General features: G+C 65.7%; 11 protein-coding genes and 1 riboswitch. Of the genes, 5 read left to right on the forward strand and 6 right to left on the reverse strand.

The genetic code is table 11. From position 1 onward, the window contains the following. Positions 1–25 precede the first annotated feature (25 nt). The gene (locus tag O5K31_RS01275) at positions 26–1,276 is read right to left on the reverse strand and encodes an aminotransferase class V-fold PLP-dependent enzyme (protein ID WP_269715323.1); all 1,251 of its coding nucleotides are present in this window, start codon (positions 1,274–1,276) and stop codon (positions 26–28) included. A gap of 128 nt (positions 1,277–1,404) precedes the next feature. Next, positions 1,405–3,045, reverse strand: a complete 1,641-nt coding sequence (ybaL, locus tag O5K31_RS01280) for a YbaL family putative K(+) efflux transporter (RefSeq protein ID WP_269715324.1) — start codon at positions 3,043–3,045, stop codon at positions 1,405–1,407. 75 nt (positions 3,046–3,120) lie between these two features. Here ybaL and O5K31_RS01285 point away from each other — a divergent pair, with 75 nt between their 5' ends. The 3 genes from O5K31_RS01285 (at position 3,121) to O5K31_RS01295 (ending at position 6,923) form a co-directional block, all read left to right on the forward strand. Then, entirely contained in the window at positions 3,121–3,378 is a 258-nt protein-coding gene (locus O5K31_RS01285) for a helix-turn-helix domain-containing protein (RefSeq protein WP_269715325.1), read from the forward strand. A gap of 22 nt (positions 3,379–3,400) precedes the next feature. Beyond that, positions 3,401–5,188 (forward strand): cation:proton antiporter domain-containing protein, encoded by a 1,788-nt coding sequence (locus O5K31_RS01290; RefSeq protein ID WP_269715326.1) that lies wholly within the window; start codon positions 3,401–3,403, stop codon positions 5,186–5,188. Positions 5,189–5,750: 562 nt separating this feature from the next. Beyond that, entirely contained in the window at positions 5,751–6,923 is a 1,173-nt protein-coding gene (locus O5K31_RS01295; RefSeq protein ID WP_269715327.1) for an OmpA family protein, read from the forward strand. A gap of 82 nt (positions 6,924–7,005) precedes the next feature. Here the strand turns inward: O5K31_RS01295 and O5K31_RS01300 are convergent, their stop codons facing one another. Next, entirely contained in the window at positions 7,006–7,479 is a 474-nt protein-coding gene (locus tag O5K31_RS01300) for an Lrp/AsnC ligand binding domain-containing protein (RefSeq protein WP_269715328.1), read from the reverse strand. A 108-nt stretch (positions 7,480–7,587) separates the two neighbouring features. Here O5K31_RS01300 and putA point away from each other — a divergent pair, with 108 nt between their 5' ends. Beyond that, complete coding sequence (putA, locus tag O5K31_RS01305; RefSeq protein WP_442867743.1) at positions 7,588–10,671, forward strand: bifunctional proline dehydrogenase/L-glutamate gamma-semialdehyde dehydrogenase PutA; 3,084 nt, start codon at positions 7,588–7,590, stop codon at positions 10,669–10,671. A 42-nt stretch (positions 10,672–10,713) separates the two neighbouring features. On the opposite strand, the gene O5K31_RS01310 is transcribed toward putA, so the two are convergent. Further along, the gene (locus O5K31_RS01310; RefSeq protein WP_269715330.1) at positions 10,714–11,277 is read right to left on the reverse strand and encodes a TMEM165/GDT1 family protein; all 564 of its coding nucleotides are present in this window, start codon (positions 11,275–11,277) and stop codon (positions 10,714–10,716) included. Between the two features lie 18 nt (positions 11,278–11,295). After that, positions 11,296–11,471, reverse strand: a riboswitch (yybP-ykoY riboswitch). Next, positions 11,451–12,218 carry a phosphatase PAP2 family protein gene (locus O5K31_RS01315; RefSeq protein ID WP_269715331.1) on the reverse strand — a complete coding sequence of 256 codons (768 nt, stop codon included), beginning with the start codon at positions 12,216–12,218 and terminating at the stop codon, positions 11,451–11,453. It overlaps the preceding riboswitch by 21 nt. Before the next feature lie 338 nt (positions 12,219–12,556). Here O5K31_RS01315 and O5K31_RS01320 point away from each other — a divergent pair, with 338 nt between their 5' ends. Next, positions 12,557–14,425, forward strand: coding sequence for a ribonucleoside-diphosphate reductase subunit alpha (locus tag O5K31_RS01320; protein ID WP_269715332.1), 1,869 nt, complete (start codon positions 12,557–12,559; stop codon positions 14,423–14,425). A 54-nt stretch (positions 14,426–14,479) separates the two neighbouring features. On the opposite strand, the gene O5K31_RS01325 is transcribed toward O5K31_RS01320, so the two are convergent. Further along, on the reverse strand, positions 14,480–15,271 hold the full coding sequence (locus tag O5K31_RS01325; protein WP_269715333.1) for a thioesterase family protein: 792 nt from the start codon (positions 15,269–15,271) through the stop codon (positions 14,480–14,482). Positions 15,272–15,471: the final 200 nt, after the last annotated feature.

Here is a 15,471-nt window from a genome sequence, read left to right on the forward strand (position 1 = left end):
CCGGGGCTTTGTCATCTTCGTCGCGTTAGGCGGCCAATTCCGCCCGGACCGCTGAAACAAGGCGGTCGAGATCGGCGGTGGTGTTGAAGAGCGCGGGCGTCACCCGCAGTACCGGTCCGGAGGCGAGGCCTGCCTTGGCGACGACCAGAACGCCGTGGCGTTCCAGCATGCGGGCCTGCAAGCGCCGCGCGCCGTCGATCCCGTCCAGCCCACGAGGCCGGAAGGCTCCGATCGCACCATAGGCCTGTTCGCCCGACGGCCCCACGATGCTCAAGGCGGGCATGTCGCGGACCCGGTCGATCCAATATTCGTGAAGCTCACGAAGCCGCGCGAGCTTGGCCTGGGCGCCGATCGACTCGTGGAAGGCCAGGGCGTCGGGAATGGTCAGGTGCGCTGCGTAGTTGATCGTGCCGGTGAGGATTCGCGACCGCACGTCCGCGGCCGGCAAAAGCCCATTGCCCATATAGGGTGCGATGGACGCTTGGCGATCCTTTCGGATGTAGATGCCGCCTGTGCCCAGGGGCGCCGCCAGCCATTTGTGAAGGCTGAAACCGACGAAGTCAGCGCCCAGATCCTCAACATCCACCGGCAACTGAGCCACCGCCTGGGCGCTATCCAGGATCACGTCCACGCCCCGCGCCCTGGCGGCGGTGATGATCGCCTTGACCGGCGGGACCAGTCCGTTGCGATTTGAAAGGTGCGTGAGCAACAGCAGCTTGGCGCGTGGCGTTCGATCGAGAACGGCCTGGTAGGCCGCCAGGATCTCCTGCGGGTCGGTCATGTCTCCAAGATCAAAGCGCACGAGGCGGGCGCCCCGGCTCTCCTGCAAGAACGCCATGGCGTACTGCATCTCGTCATAGTCGACGTCAGCGATGATGACGGTGTCGCCAGGCTTCAGATCCCGATAGTTGGTGATCAGGGCATAGAGCGCCTCGGTGCCGCCGTTGCACAGCGCCACTTCCTCAGGCGATGCGTTGATGAGGGTCGCCGCCGCGGCCCGCGATCTGGTCAGGCTGTCATCCAGCGAGCGGTCCTTGGTCGCCCGCCGAAGGAAGGCGCTGTTGTTCTGATTCACCCAGGACAGATTGGCGAAATAGGCCGCCTGAACCGCCTTGGGCATGGCGCCATAGTAGGCGGCATCCAGATTTACCGTGTCGCGATCGACATCCCAAAGATCCGAAAGCTGGGCGCGCGCATGCCCAGCGCGAGCCGTCGCCGCTAATGAGATCGCGGCGCTCAGGCCCAAGACTTGCCGACGCCCAAATGGCGCTTCCATGCTCGTCACCATCCCATCAAGCCGACAGCGGCCTATCCGGTGACTATGTTATTCTATAACGCCAAGCTAGAGTGGCTTGGCGAGCGGCTTGTGGATCTCGACTTTGCCCAACCCACAGGCGCCGGCCGCTATGCTTTGGCGCGGGTCTGCGCCAGGGAGAGCATCCCCAAAGCGATCTCGCGCTCACCCATGATCGTGTGATCGACGCCCCGGGCGGTGAGGAATTCCACCTCGGCGTCGGAGTGGGCGCGGGCGATGATCGTGATCTTGGGGCTTATGCGTCGGGCTTGCTCGACGATGGTCGCGGCCTCGAAGGCGTTAGGCACCGCGATCAGCAGATGGGTGGCGTGCTCCAGGCCGGCCTCGACCAGGATTTCGGATTTGACGGCGTTGCCGTCCACCACTTTGAAGCCTTGAGTCCTGAGCTCTTCCAGGCGCTCGCTCTCGCTTTCAATGACCACGAGGCCTTTGCCGATAAAGCCTTCTGTCACTGCCCGCCCCACGCGGCCAAAGCCGACCAGAACCACGCAGGGCGCGGGCTTGACGGGCGGCGTGACCTCCTCGGCCGCGAGCTCTCGCTTGGCCGACTTTTCCATGTGGCGATCCACCAGGCGAAACAGGATCGGATTGACCAGGATCGACAGGATCGCGCCCGCCAGGATCAGATCGCGGCCTTCCGGCGGCAGCAGCTCCAGCTCGGTGCCTAGCGCGGCCAGGATGAAGGAGAATTCCCCGATCTGCGCCAGGGACGCCGAGATGGTCAGGGCAGTGCCCGTGCCATGCTTGAACGCCCGCACGATCAGGAACGCGGCGATCGATTTGCCGACCACGATGATCCCCAGGGTGGCCAGCACCGGCAGCGGGTGCTGGATGAGGATCATCGGATTGAACAGCATGCCGATGGAGACGAAGAACAGCACGGCGAAAGCGTCGCGCAGGGGCAGGGTCTCGTTGGCCGCCTGTTGGCTGAGCTCGGATTCGCTCATGATCATGCCGGCGAAGAACGCGCCGAGGGCGAAGGACACTCCAAAGAGCCCAGCCGAGCCGAAGGCCACGCCGAGCGCGATGGCCAGGACCGCCAGACGAAACAACTCGCGCGAGCCGGTGTGCGCTGTCCAATGCAGGACCCATGGGATCACGCGCCGTCCGACGATCAACATCAGCGCGATGAAGGCGCCGACCTTGCCCAGGGTGATGGCCAACGCCATACCCATGCCGGCCAGTCCGCTACCTTGCTCGGCGCTCAGGGCGGTCGTCACCGCGGGGATCAGAACCAAGGCCAGCACCATGGCCAGGTCCTCGACGATCAGCCAGCCAACGGCGATGCGCCCGCGTTCGGTCTCGATCAGTCGGCGCTCCTGAAGCGCTCGCAACAAGACCACGGTGGAGGCGACCGACAGCGCCAGACCAAAGACAACCCCGCCCCCCAAAGGCCAGCCGAGCAACGCCGCTAGGCCGACACCCATGATCGTGGCGGCGCCGATCTGCACCACGGCGCCGGGGATGGCGATCTTACGGACCGACATCAGGTCCTTCAGCGAAAAGTGCAGCCCCACCCCAAACATCAGAAGGATGACGCCGATCTCGGCGAGCTGATTGGCCAGGGGCTGATCGGCCACATAGCCGGGAGTGAAGGGGCCCACCGCCACGCCGGCGACGAGATAGCCGACAAGCACAGGCAGCCGCAGACGATTGGCGATCGCGCCGAAGATGAAGGCCAGCACGAGGCCGGCGACGATGGTGGCGATCAGCGGCACGTGATGCGGCAACGGCGTCTCCTTGACGATATGATCCAGTAGGGCGATAGTCGCCCAATATGGGTGACTTCACCCGGATTGGCTACTATGCCTCACACGAAAATACTCTGTCCGTCTCAATGTCGCGCGGCTCGCGGTCTTCTCGACTGGTCTCAGGAAGACCTGGCGGGCAAGGCTGGAGTGTCACGCAGCACCGTGCGCGATTTCGAAACGGGACGCCATGAATTGCATGGCGGCACCGAGCGGCTGTTGATGAACGCTCTGCGGGACGGCGGGGTCCTGCTGATCGGATCGGGCGAGCCCGTGGGCGATGACGCCGGTCCGGGCGTGCGGCTGGTCGGCTAGATTTTTAAGGGGCTGAAAGACATTGGAGCACGCGGTCGCGGCCGAGGACTATAAGGATCTGGTGCTGTTCCTGGCGACGGCGGGGGTTGTCGTGCCCCTCTTTCGACGCTGGCGGATCAACCCGATCCTGGGGTTTCTCTTCGCGGGCGTGGTGCTTGGTCCCTACGGCCTGGGATCCCTGGGGGATCGCGCGCCGTGGCTGTCCTATTTCACGATCGGCAACCCCGCCGACGTGGCGCAGCTGGCCGAGTTCGGCGTCGTCTTCCTGCTGTTCATGATTGGTCTAGAGCTCTCTTGGGAGCGCCTGCGACTGATGCGACGGCTGGTTTTCGGCCTTGGCGGTCTGCAGGTCAGCGTATGCATCATGGTCATCGGCTCGGCCGCCTGGCTTCTGGGGCAGCCCGTCGCCGCGGCCTGCGCCATCGGGGCGGCCCTGGCGCTTTCATCGACGGCGATCGTCATGCCGATCCTGGCCGATCAGAAGCAGCAACATACCAAGGCCGGACGAGCGACCTTCGCGGTCCTCCTTTTCCAGGATCTGGCCGTGGCCCCGATCCTGATCACCATCGCCGTGCTCAGCGGGCGCGAGGAAGCTTTGTCGCCTAGCGTCCTGTTGACCGCGGCGCCCGCGGTGCTCGGCGTGGGGGCTCTCGTCTTGGCCGGGCGGGTTCTGCTGCGCCCGATGATGCGCTCGGTGGCCAAGGCCAAGAGCGACGAGATGTTCATGGCCGCTTCGCTCCTGATCGTCATCGGTGCGGGGCTGATCAGCGCCCTGGCTGGGCTATCCATGGCGCTTGGCGCCTTCGTGGCGGGCCTGCTTCTGGCCGAGACCGAGTACCGCCACGAAGTCCAGGTCAAGATCGAGCCGTTCAAGGGCCTTCTGCTGGGCCTGTTTTTCGTCTCGATCGGGATCGGACTGGATCTGTCCCTCTTGGCTCGGAGCCCGGCCCCCATCCTTGGCATGGCGGTAGGCCTGGTGGCGTTGAACGCCAGCGTCGTCTTCGTCCTCGCCCGCCTCTTCAAGCTATCGTGGGAGTCCGCCGCCGGCGCCGCTTTGCTGCTGGCGGGCGGCGGCGAGTTCGCCTTCGTGATTCTGGGTTCGGCCATGGAGGGCGGCATTGTCGCCCAGGGCGCTGGCCAGATGATTCTGGTGGCCTCCACCCTGTCGATGTTCTCGATCCCGTTGCTTGCCGGTCTGGCTCGCAAGATCAGCGCCACGCCAAAAGCCAGCCGGGTCTCGGCGCCGCCGCCACCGACCGAGGGGGTTCCCGATGGCGAAGCGGGACCGGTGGTCCTTGTTGTCGGCTATGGCCGGGTCGGGCGACTGGTGGGCGAGATGCTGACCCGGCATGAAATAGCCTGGATCGCCGCGGATCGGGATCCGCGCCTTGTCGAGGCTGGCCGTCGTGAAGGGAATGTCTATTTCGGCGACGCATCGCGGCCGGAGTTTCTGCGGCGGTGCGGGCTCGACAGCGCTCGGGCGTTGGTGGTGACCATGGATAACCCCGATGGGACGGAGGCCGTCGTCGGCGCCGCGAGGGAACTAAGGCCGGATCTGCCCATCGTCGCCCGGGCCAAGGATGCTCGCCACGCCGCGCGGCTCTATGAGCTTGGCGTCACCGACGCCGTGCCGGAAACCATCGAGGCGAGCCTGCAACTCTCCGAGACCGTTCTGGTGGACATCGGGGTGCCTATGGGCCTGGTCATCGCCTCGATCCATGAACGGCGCGACGAGTTCCGAAAGGAGCTCAACCACCCCGAAGCTCTGGGCGGACGCACCCGCAGGTTCCGCCAAACGGTCCGTCGTTGACCAAAAGCGACAAACCCGCGGCGATTAATGTCGTTTTCTAGACAGATAATCGGAACCTTTGCCTAGGGCGCGCATTTCGCCGTCCGGAAGGGGCGCTCCGCATGTCGCGGGGCCGTGGGAGCTACATGATTAGAGCGCAGCGTCTTGACGCCCATGAGGGGCGCTACGACACCGCCGGCATGACCGCTGTAGAGCGTTCGGCCGACCGGGCGCGCGACGCATGGCCCCTGCGTCTTTTCGTCAAATTTTCCAATACTCGCGGAGTTCTCATCCGGCGCGTCGGCGAAAGCCGATCTTTGTTCGGTGAAGCTACGCAGGTTTTCAGCTCTTACGTACGCATGCCAGGCGTGGACGTGAGGGCTGGGCGCTCTGTTCGATCCAAAGGTCCTTCTTCGAACCGGAAAGAACAAAGCGCTAATTATTATGGTGTGTCCTGGCATGTGTTCGCGGCACGGGAAAAGGAGAGGGTGTTGCTTTACCGACACTTTCCCGCTCGTACCGCGCTGATATAACAAGTCCGGCTGTTCCAGACTGGAACAGTGGGCAAGAGAGGGCTCTTGAAATGAAAATGAAACTCCTGGCGGGAGCCGCCTTCGCCGCGGTCGTCGCCGCGACGGGCGCTTCGGCGGCCGAACCGGGCTGGTACGGCGCCGTCGACCTCGGCTATCACTGGCAAGATCCGCTGCGTGCCGATGGCAGCACGAACCTGTCGGATGGCGCTCCCTACCGCTACGATTTCGACACCGACTCCGACTGGGCTGGCTTTGCTCGCCTCGGCTATCGCGTGTCGCCGAACTGGCGCGTGGAACTTGAAGGCGGCTACCGCACGGCCGGCATCGACACCGTCCGTGGTCGCGCTGACCGTCCGCAACCGATCGCGCTTTGCGCCGTGGGCGTCGGCGGCACGACCGGCTACGCCTGCCCGGCTCCCGATGGCGACATCGACAGCTGGACCCTGATGGGGAACGTCCTCTACGACTTCTTCCCTGACTCGGCCTTCAACGTGTTCATCGGCGCCGGTATCGGCGTGAACAAGGTGGACATCGACGTCACCGGCCAGTTCAACACGGTTCCGGGCACCACCCTGACCATCGACGACAGCGACACCACCTTTGCCTACCAAGGCATCGCGGGTGTGTCGTGGGCCGCCACCGAGCAGCTCAACGTCGACCTGACCTACCGCTACCTGGGCGGTTCGGACGTGGACTTCGCCTCGACCTCGTCGGGCATCCCGGCTCCGGGCACGTTCTCGGGCGAGTACGAAGACCAATCGGTGACGATCGGCCTGCGCTATGCGTTCAACGCAGCGCCTCCGCCGCCTCCGCCTCCGCCTCCGCCTCCGCCGCCCCCGCCCCCGCCGCCGCCTCCGCCCCCGCCGCCGCCTCCGCCGGCTGCTCCGGAAGCCAAGGAATTCATCGTCTACTTCCCGTTTGATCAGTACGTCCTGACGCCGGAAGCCCAGACGGTGGTCCAAGAGGCCGCTCAATACGCGACCTCGGGCAACGCCACGAAGGTGGTGGTCGTCGGTCACACCGACACCTCCGGTTCGGACGCCTACAACGCCCGCCTGTCGGAGCGTCGTGGTAAGGCCGTCGCCGACGCCCTCGTGGGCATGGGTGTTGGCCAAGGCACCCTGTCGGTCGACTGGAAGGGCGAAACCGCTCCTGCCGTCGCCACCGGCGACGGTGTGAAGGAACCGCTGAACCGTCGTTCGACCATCTCGATCAACTTCTGATCGAAGACGAACGCCGCAAGGCAGAAATAAGCGAGAGCCCGGCCGAAAGGCCGGGCTCTTTGCGTTTCAGCTCTTTTGAAAATCAGATGGGCAGGCGGCCGTCGCTTTTGACTTCTTCCAGCACCGCATAGGTGCGTGTCTCGCGCACGCCGGGCATCTGGACGAGCGTGTCGCCCAGGAAGGCGCGATAGGCGTCCATGTCCCTGACCCGCGCCTTGATCAGGTAGTCGAAGCCGCCAGCCACCATGTGGCACTCCAAGATATCGGGCGCCCCGCGCGCCGCGGCGGCGAAGGCTTCGAAGATGTCGCCCGTCGTGCGGTCCAGAACCACTTCCACAAAGATCAACAGGCCCCGCCCGACCTTCCCTGGGTCTAAAATGGCGGCGTAGCCGGTGATATAGCCGGCCTCGCGCAGCCGTCGGACACGCTCCAGGCAGGCCGCCGGACTAAGATGGCAGACGCGCGCCAGTTCCTGGTTGGTGATGCGGCCATCGGCCTGCAAAGTGCGCATCAGACGGCGGTCAGTATCGTCCGGGCTGAAGGGTCTTCGCTCCATCGCCTGTATTCCAAATTATGTTCTGCCTATCGATCGATCAAACATGGCACATTTCGTGGAGTGTTGGATATGTCGAAGCAACTTCGACCTTTAGAGCCGGACCCCACCATGGACAGCCTCGACACCTACAAGTACCGCGATGAGGCCGAGACCCTCGCGGCGCTCCTGGCCAATCCGCCGCTGAACGCCGAAGAGCGCGCCGGCGTCCGCGCTGAAGCCGAGGGCCTGGTCCGCACCGCCCGACGCATCGCCCGTCGCCATGGCGTGGTCGAGAGCTTCTTGCAGGAGTTCTCCCTGTCGACGCCCGAAGGCCTGGCCTTGATGTGTCTGGCCGAGGCGCTGCTGCGCACGCCGGACGAAGAAACCAAGGACAAGCTGATCGCCGAAAAGATCGGCTCCGCCGACTGGGCCAGCCACTTCGGCAAGTCCGACAGCCTCTTCGTCAACGCCTCCACCTGGGGTCTTATGCTGACCGGCAAGCTGGTGGACGTGGACGACGAAGCTCAGCGCGACCTGCCCGGCTTCATCAAGCGCGTCGCCGCCCGCGTGGGCGAGCCGGTCATTCGCGCCGCTGTCGGCCAAGCCATCCGCATCATGGGCGAGCAGTTCGTCCTGGGCCGCACCATCGAGGCGGCCCTGAAGCGCTCCGCTGGCGAAGGCTATCTGTGCTCGTTCGACATGCTGGGCGAAGGCGCCCGCACCGCCGCTGACGCCGCCCGCTATGAGACCGCCTACGCTCAGGCCATCGACACCGTGGGCAAACTATCTAACGCCGCCGGCCCTGAAAGCGGCCACGGCGTTTCGGTGAAGCTGTCGGCCCTGTCGCCGCGCTATGAGGCGGTTCAGGAAGCCCGCGTCTGGGGCGAACTCTATCCGCGCATCAAGCGCCTGGCCCTGATCGCAGCGCGCCACGACATCAACTTCACCATCGACGCGGAGGAGGCGGACCGCCTCGCCCTGTCGCTGAAGCTGCTCGATCGCCTGGCCCGCGAACCCGAACTGGGCGAATGGCGCGGCCTGGGCCTGGCCGTTCAGGCCTATCAGAAGCGCGCGCCGCAGACGGTCGCCGTCGTCGCCAACATCGCCAAGGAAAGCGGCCGTCGTCTGATGGTCCGTCTGGTCAAGGGCGCCTACTGGGACAGCGAGATCAAGCGCGCCCAGGTCAACGGTCGCCCCGACTACCCCGTCTATACGACCAAGGCCGCCACCGACCTGTCCTATCTGGTCTGCGCCAAGGCGATGATCGAGGCCTCGCCGCACATCTATTCGCAGTTCGCGACCCACAACGCCCATAGCCTGGCCGCGGTGCGCCGCATGGCCAAGACCGCCGGAGTGAAGATCGAGTTCCAGCGCCTGCACGGCATGGGCGAGGCGCTCTACAAGGCCGCCGACGATCTTTATGACGGCATCACCCTGCGCGCCTACGCCCCCGTCGGCGGGCATGAAGACCTGCTGCCGTATCTGGTGCGACGCCTTCTGGAGAATGGCGCCAACACCTCCTTCGTTCATGCTCTGCTCGACGAGCGGGTGCCGGCCGAGAGCGTGGTGGTCGATCCCATCGAGGCGGTCGAAGCCGCGGGCGCCCAGCGTCACGCCAAGATTCCCGTTCCCGCCGACATCTATGGCGAGGAACGCCAGAACTCGTCCGGCGTGGATCTGTCCATCGCCGAGGAGCGCGTGCGGCTGTTGAGCGCCGCCGTCGCCTTGGACAGCCAGCGCCTGTCGGCGGCTCCGGTTGTCACGGGCCGCGTGGTCGATTCGGGCGCGGCCGTGGCCGCCGTTTCGCCCGCCGCCCATGACCGCATCGTCGGCTGGGTGAACGAGGCCTCCGACGCCGATATCGACGCCGCCTTCGTCGCCGCCAAGGCCGCCCAACCGGCCTGGGACCGCGCGGGTGGGGCTGCCCGCGCCAAGATCCTGCGCGCCATGGGCGACGCCTTGGAGGCGGAACGCGATCGCCTGATCGGCCTTTGCGTGCGAGAAGCGGGCAAGACCCTCGCCGACGGCGTCGCCGAGGTGCGTGAAGCCGTCGATTTCTGCCGCTATTACGCCAACCTCGCCGAGACGCAGTTTGGCCAACCGGAAGTGCTCAAGGGCCCGGTGGGCGAGACCAACACCCTGGCCTTGAATGGCCGCGGCGTTTTCGTCTGCATCAGCCCTTGGAACTTCCCACTGGCCATCTTCACGGGCCAGGTGGCGGCGGCTCTGGCCGCCGGCAACGCCGTCCTCGCAAAGCCGGCCGAGCAGACGCCGCTGATCGCAGCCGAGGCTGTGCGCCTCTATCACGCCGCCGGTCTGGACCCGCGCCTGCTGGCTCTTCTGCCAGGGCGGGGCGAGACGGTGGGCGCGGCCCTGGTGGCCGATCTGCGCTGTGACGGGGTGGCCTTCACCGGCGGCACTGACACCGCCCGTCGCATCAACCAGACCCTGGCCGGCCGTGACGGCCCGATCGTTCCCTTCATCGCCGAGACCGGCGGTCTCAACGGCATGTTCATCGACACCACCGCCCAGCGCGAGCAGGTGATCGATGACGTGATCCTGTCGGCCTTCGGCTCGGCGGGTCAGCGCTGCTCGGCCCTGCGTCTGCTGTTCCTGCCCAAGGATACGGCTGACGGCATGATCGAGGGTCTCAAGGGCGCCATGGACGCCTTGGTCGTCGGCGAGCCTGCCGATCCGGCCACCGATGTCGGCCCGGTCATCGACCAGGAAGCCCGCGAGGCGCTTGAGGCCCATCTCGTCCGTCTGGAGAAGGAGGCCAAGGTCCTGCACCGCCTGGCGGCGCCCACACGCGGCACCTTCTTCGGCCCCGTCTTGGCCGAGATCCCGACCGCCGATTTCCTGGAGCGGGAGGTGTTCGGCCCGATCCTGCACGTGGTCCGCTACGACCCCGAGAATCTGGAGCAGGTGGCCAAGGCCCTGGCGGCGCGCCGCTATGGCCTGACCCTTGGCGTCCACTCACGCATCGAGTCCTTCGCCCAGACCGTGCAGCGCCTGGTCCCTGCCGGCAATGTCTATGTAAACCGCTCGATCATCGGCGCGGTGGTGGGCGTGCAGCCGTTCGGCGGCGAAGGCCTGTCGGGTACGGGCCCCAAGGCCGGCGGCCCTCACGCGCTCACCCGCTACTGTGTGGAGCGCGCGGTCAGTGTCAATATCACCGCCCAGGGCGGCGATCCGAGCCTGCTGAACCTGTAAGTGTTCGAACGGGAGGGCGGGGGAGACCCCGCCCTTTTCATATCAGCCGACGATCAGCACCCACACGCCCACCGCGGCGAAGCAGGCGGCAGCGGCGTATCGGATGGCCTTGAGAGGCAGCTTGGTGGCCGCCGCCTCGCCGATCAGCACGGCGGGAACGTTGGCGATCATCATGCCCAGCGTGGTGCCCGCCGCCACCAGGGCGATGTTCTCAAATCGCGCGCCAAGAGCGGCCGTGGCGACCTGGGTCTTGTCGCCCATCTCCACGAAGAAGAAGGCGATGGCGGTGGCCATGAAGATCGAGCGATCCGGTCGGTCGGGCGGGCAGTCGTCATCTTCGAGCTTGTCGGGGATGAGCGCCCAACCGGCGAACGCCAGAAACGCCAGACCCAGCACCCAGCGCATCCAGGGGCCTTGCAGGAACTGACCAGCGATGGAGCCCGCCGCCGCCGCCAGGGCGTGGTTCAGCAGGGTGGCAACGAGTATGCCGGCGATGATCGGCACGGGCCGCCGGAACCGGGCCGCAAGGCAAAGCGCCAGTAGCTGGGTCTTGTCGCCGATTTCGGCGACCGCCACGAGGCCCGTGGAGACGAGGAAGGCTTCCATAAGTGATGCGTCCGGCGGGGCCGCGATGGTTAGACCTATGGCGTCTCATGCACACGGCCCCGCTAGACCGCGCATGAAAGCCAAAGGTCTCGCCAGGCCTTTGAAGGCTGATCGCGCCATGGACCCAAAGGCCCAAGTCTGTTGACGCGAACCCCGCTGATGAATGCGGGCGGCTACTCCCCAGTGACGAGTGGGTCTTTACGGCTGAGGCCGCTGCGAAGCAAGCCCGGCTTCTTGCGGCGCTGGATGAACCACGCGACCAGCCAGCAGGCCATGGCCCAGGCCGCGCCCAGGCTCCATCCGGCCAGGACATCGCTGGCCCAGTGGACCGCCAGATAGACACGGCTTACGCCCACGAGCGCGGCGATCAACACCGCCCCGGCAAGGACGAACACTTTCAGCCGCCGCCGATCCATGGCCTGCGCCAGCAAGGCGCCGAGTGTCAGATAGGTGATCGTCGACAGCATGGCGTGACCGCTAGGGAAGCTGGCGTTGATCACCTCCTCGGCGCGGAAGATATCCGGTGGCCGATCCCGACCGTAGAGCGCCTTCAGGCTTTGACTGATCGCCACCCCACCGCTCAACGACAGAGTCACCAGCAGGGATGATCCGTATCGCCGGCGCAACAGCAGGAAGATCACCGCCATGCTGGCGATGAGAATCAGCGGCGCGATGCCGCCCAGGGCGGTCAGCTCCCCCATTGCGTGTTCGAGCCACGGCGGCCCGAGGGCGTCATGAGGGTCGGCGTGGGGGCGCAGCCAAGCCAGAATCGCCTGATCGAATCCCTGGCCATCGGCCTCGGTGGCGTCGTCGGCGATCTCGATGAAGGCCATGCCGCCGCCCGCGACGATCAACAGGGCGAACAGGGCGGCCAGTTCCGCCCGACCCAGGCGTACGGCCTGGGTCAGAAGTCGCAGGATTCGCAGGGCAAGCTGAGCCATGGGGCTTGAACGCCTCGCCCCACAACCGGTTGCCGTACCGCTTCCCATGCGTCGGCTCCGCGCCCGAAATTTATTTCGTTAACGACCGCCCGATCCTTCATGGCCCGCGAGAGCCCGCCAGTGTTGAACAAGGGGTTAGGGAACCCGGCCGGAGCCCGTCGCCGTCAACAGGTTGTTAACGAAAAAGTCTGGTTAAGCCCCATTCACCCCGTTGACGATTCCGACCCCACGTGGCCCCATATGTAGACCGGAGATGGGCTGCCGGACACAACATCTAGACAACTTGGCCACCGGCGGGTTCCGGTGGAAAGTGTTTAAAGTACAGGATCTTGGGGCTGATGATGGCGAGCGAAGCGGCGAAACAGCAGGCAACCACCAGCGCCCGGACGGCGCCGATGCGCCCCGCCGAGCGCCCGCACCTGCAGGTCGTCACCAAGGTCCAGGTCGATCGATCGCGCGACGCCCTGCTCACTGATTTCGGCAAGACCACTCTTGAGGATCGCTACCTGCTGCCGGGCGAGTCCTACCAGGACATGTTCGCTCGCGTCGCCACGGCCTTCTCCGACGACGCAGATCACGCCCAGCGCATCTACGATTACATCTCCAAGCTCTGGTTCATGCCCTCGACGCCCGTCCTTTCGAACGGCGGCGCCGACCGCGGCCTGCCGATCAGCTGTTTCCTGAACTCGGTGTCCGACAGTCTCGACGGCATTGTCGGCGTCTGGAATGAGAACGTCTGGCTGGCGGCCAACGGCGGCGGCATCGGCACCTACTGGGGCGGCGTGCGCTCCATCGGCGAACGCGTCAAAGGCCAGGGCCAGACCAGCGGCATCATCCCCTTCATCCGCGTGATGGACAGCCTGACCTTGGCCATCAGCCAGGGCAGCCTGCGTCGCGGTTCGGCGGCGGTGTACCTGGATATCCACCACCCGGAGATCGAGGAGTTCCTCGAAATCCGCAAACCCTCGGGCGACTTCAACCGCAAGTCCCTGAACCTGCACCACGGCATCTCGATCACCGACGCCTTCATGGAAGCGGTTCGCGACGGCGCCAAGTTCGGCCTGCAGTCGCCCAAGACCGGCGAAGTTGTCCGTGAAGTGGACGCCCGCGACCTGTGGCAGAAGATCCTCGACCTGCGCATGCAGACGGGCGAGCCTTATCTGATCTTCTCCGACACCGTGAACCGCGCCATGCCGCAGCACCAGAAGGATCTGGGCCTGTCGGTGCGCCAGTCGAACCTGTGCAGCGAGATCATGCTGCACACCGGCGCCGATCACCTGGGCAACGACCGCACGGCGGTCTGCTGCCTGTCGTCGGTGAACGCCGAGACCTTCCTAGAGTGGCGCGATGAGCCCCGCTTCATCGAGGACGTGATGCGCTTCCTCGACAACGTGCTGGAGGATTTCATCCTGCGCGCCCCGTCGCCGGCCGCCGCCGCTGTCTACGCCGCTCAGCGCGAGCGTTCGGTAGGCTTGGGCCTGATGGGCTTCCACTCGTTCCTGCAGGCCCAGAACGTTCCGTTCGAGAGCGCCCTGGCCAAGAGCTGGAACATGCGCCTGTTCAAGCACCTGCGCCGCGAGGCCGACAAGGCCTCCAAGCTGCTGGCCGAGGAGAAGGGCCCCTGCCTGGACGCGGCCGAGCGCGGCGTCATGGAGCGCTTCTCGCACAAGCTGGCCATCGCCCCGACGGCTTCGATCTCAATCATCTGCGGCGGCACCAGCGCCGGCATCGAGCCGATCCCTGCCAACATCTACACCCACAAGACCCTGTCGGGCTCGTTCGCGGTGAAGAACCCCTATCTTGAGCGCCTGCTCGACGAGAAGGGCCAGAATACCGAAGCCGTCTGGGGCTCGATCCTGGAGCAGGAGGGGTCGGTCCAGCATCTGGACTTCCTCACCCAGGACGAGAAGGACGTCTACAAGACCGCCTTCGAACTGGATCAGCGCTGGGTGGTCGAACTGGCCGCCGACCGCACCCCGGAAATCTGCCAGTCGCAGTCGGTGAACATCTTCCTGCCAGGCGACGTGGATAAGTGGGACCTGCACATGCTGCACTGGCAGGCTTGGGAGCGGGGCGTCAAATCCCTCTACTACCTGCGCTCCAAGTCGGTTCAGCGCGCCGCCTACGCCGGGGCGGAGACGGCCGTCGTGGCCGAGGCCATGAGCACGCCGCGCACCGATTACGAGGAATGTCTCGCCTGCCAGTAAGGCGAGATATCGAAGATTAGCTGAAGGGCCGCTCCGCAAGGGCGGCCCTTTTGCTTAGCCGAATACCGCGACCGTCTGGCGTCCGATCAAGGCGGGGCGGTCGCCGGCGCCCCACAGGGTCATGGCCTGAGCCGAATAGCCGCCGGCCGTGACCTCGGCCCGGCTCTGACAGAGCCAGAAACCATCATCCGGCTGCGGAGCCTCTTGAGTGAACTCGACCATCCAGGTCATGGAGCTGATCGGGGACCACGCATTGTAAAGAACCGCGGCGGCTGGCGGCAACACATCGCCGAGCGCGAGCAAGGATGCTGCGCCTGAACCGGCCTGACGGTCGCGATGCCGAATCCACCACAGAAGCTCTGGGTCACCCTCCCCCGAAAGAGGGATCGACCCGCCGGCGATCGCGCGCTCGAAATGCTGGCCGAAGCTGGGCCCGGCGGCGAGCGGCGTCGCTTGGGCTGGCGACGCGACCTGGGGCTTAGTGATCCAGGTGTGGTCCAACATCGACATTCGGGCCGCGCCGAAGCACAGGGTCGCTCGTGTGGCTAGGCCGCCTTGGCTCTCCATATCGACATTGACCACGGTGACCGATTTGCCTTGCCGCAGAATCTGCGGTGTGAAACGGGCCTGACCTGCGGCGGGGCCGACGAAGGTGAGCATCGCCGACCGCAGGGGCGGCAAGCCTGGCCAGGCGTGCAGCGCGGCCTCCACGCACAGGGCCGCGGACAGCCCGCCATAGGTGGTGCGACCCTGAAGCCAGTCCGCCGGAATCTCGACTTCGCCGGTGCGGACGATGGCGTCCACCAGGGTCGAATAGGCGGTGGGGGCGAGAGTCGCGTCGGTCATGGAAGCGCATGGGTCCTGTTTGAAGACTTACGTTGAAGCGTCGCCGCCCAACCGTCAACCTTCGCCAGGAATAGGGTTAAGGCCCGCTAACATCACCAAAACCTGATTTGAGGCTCTTTCAGGAGAGCCGGAACCTCCCGGCTGATCAACGATTGTTTCAGCCAATGACGATCGCGCGGCCCGGATGGGCCTGGCCGTGG

Origin of the sequence: Caulobacter sp. NIBR2454 (genome assembly GCF_027474405.1) — a bacterium.
In the GTDB taxonomy this organism is placed as follows: Bacteria; Pseudomonadota; Alphaproteobacteria; order Caulobacterales; family Caulobacteraceae; genus Caulobacter.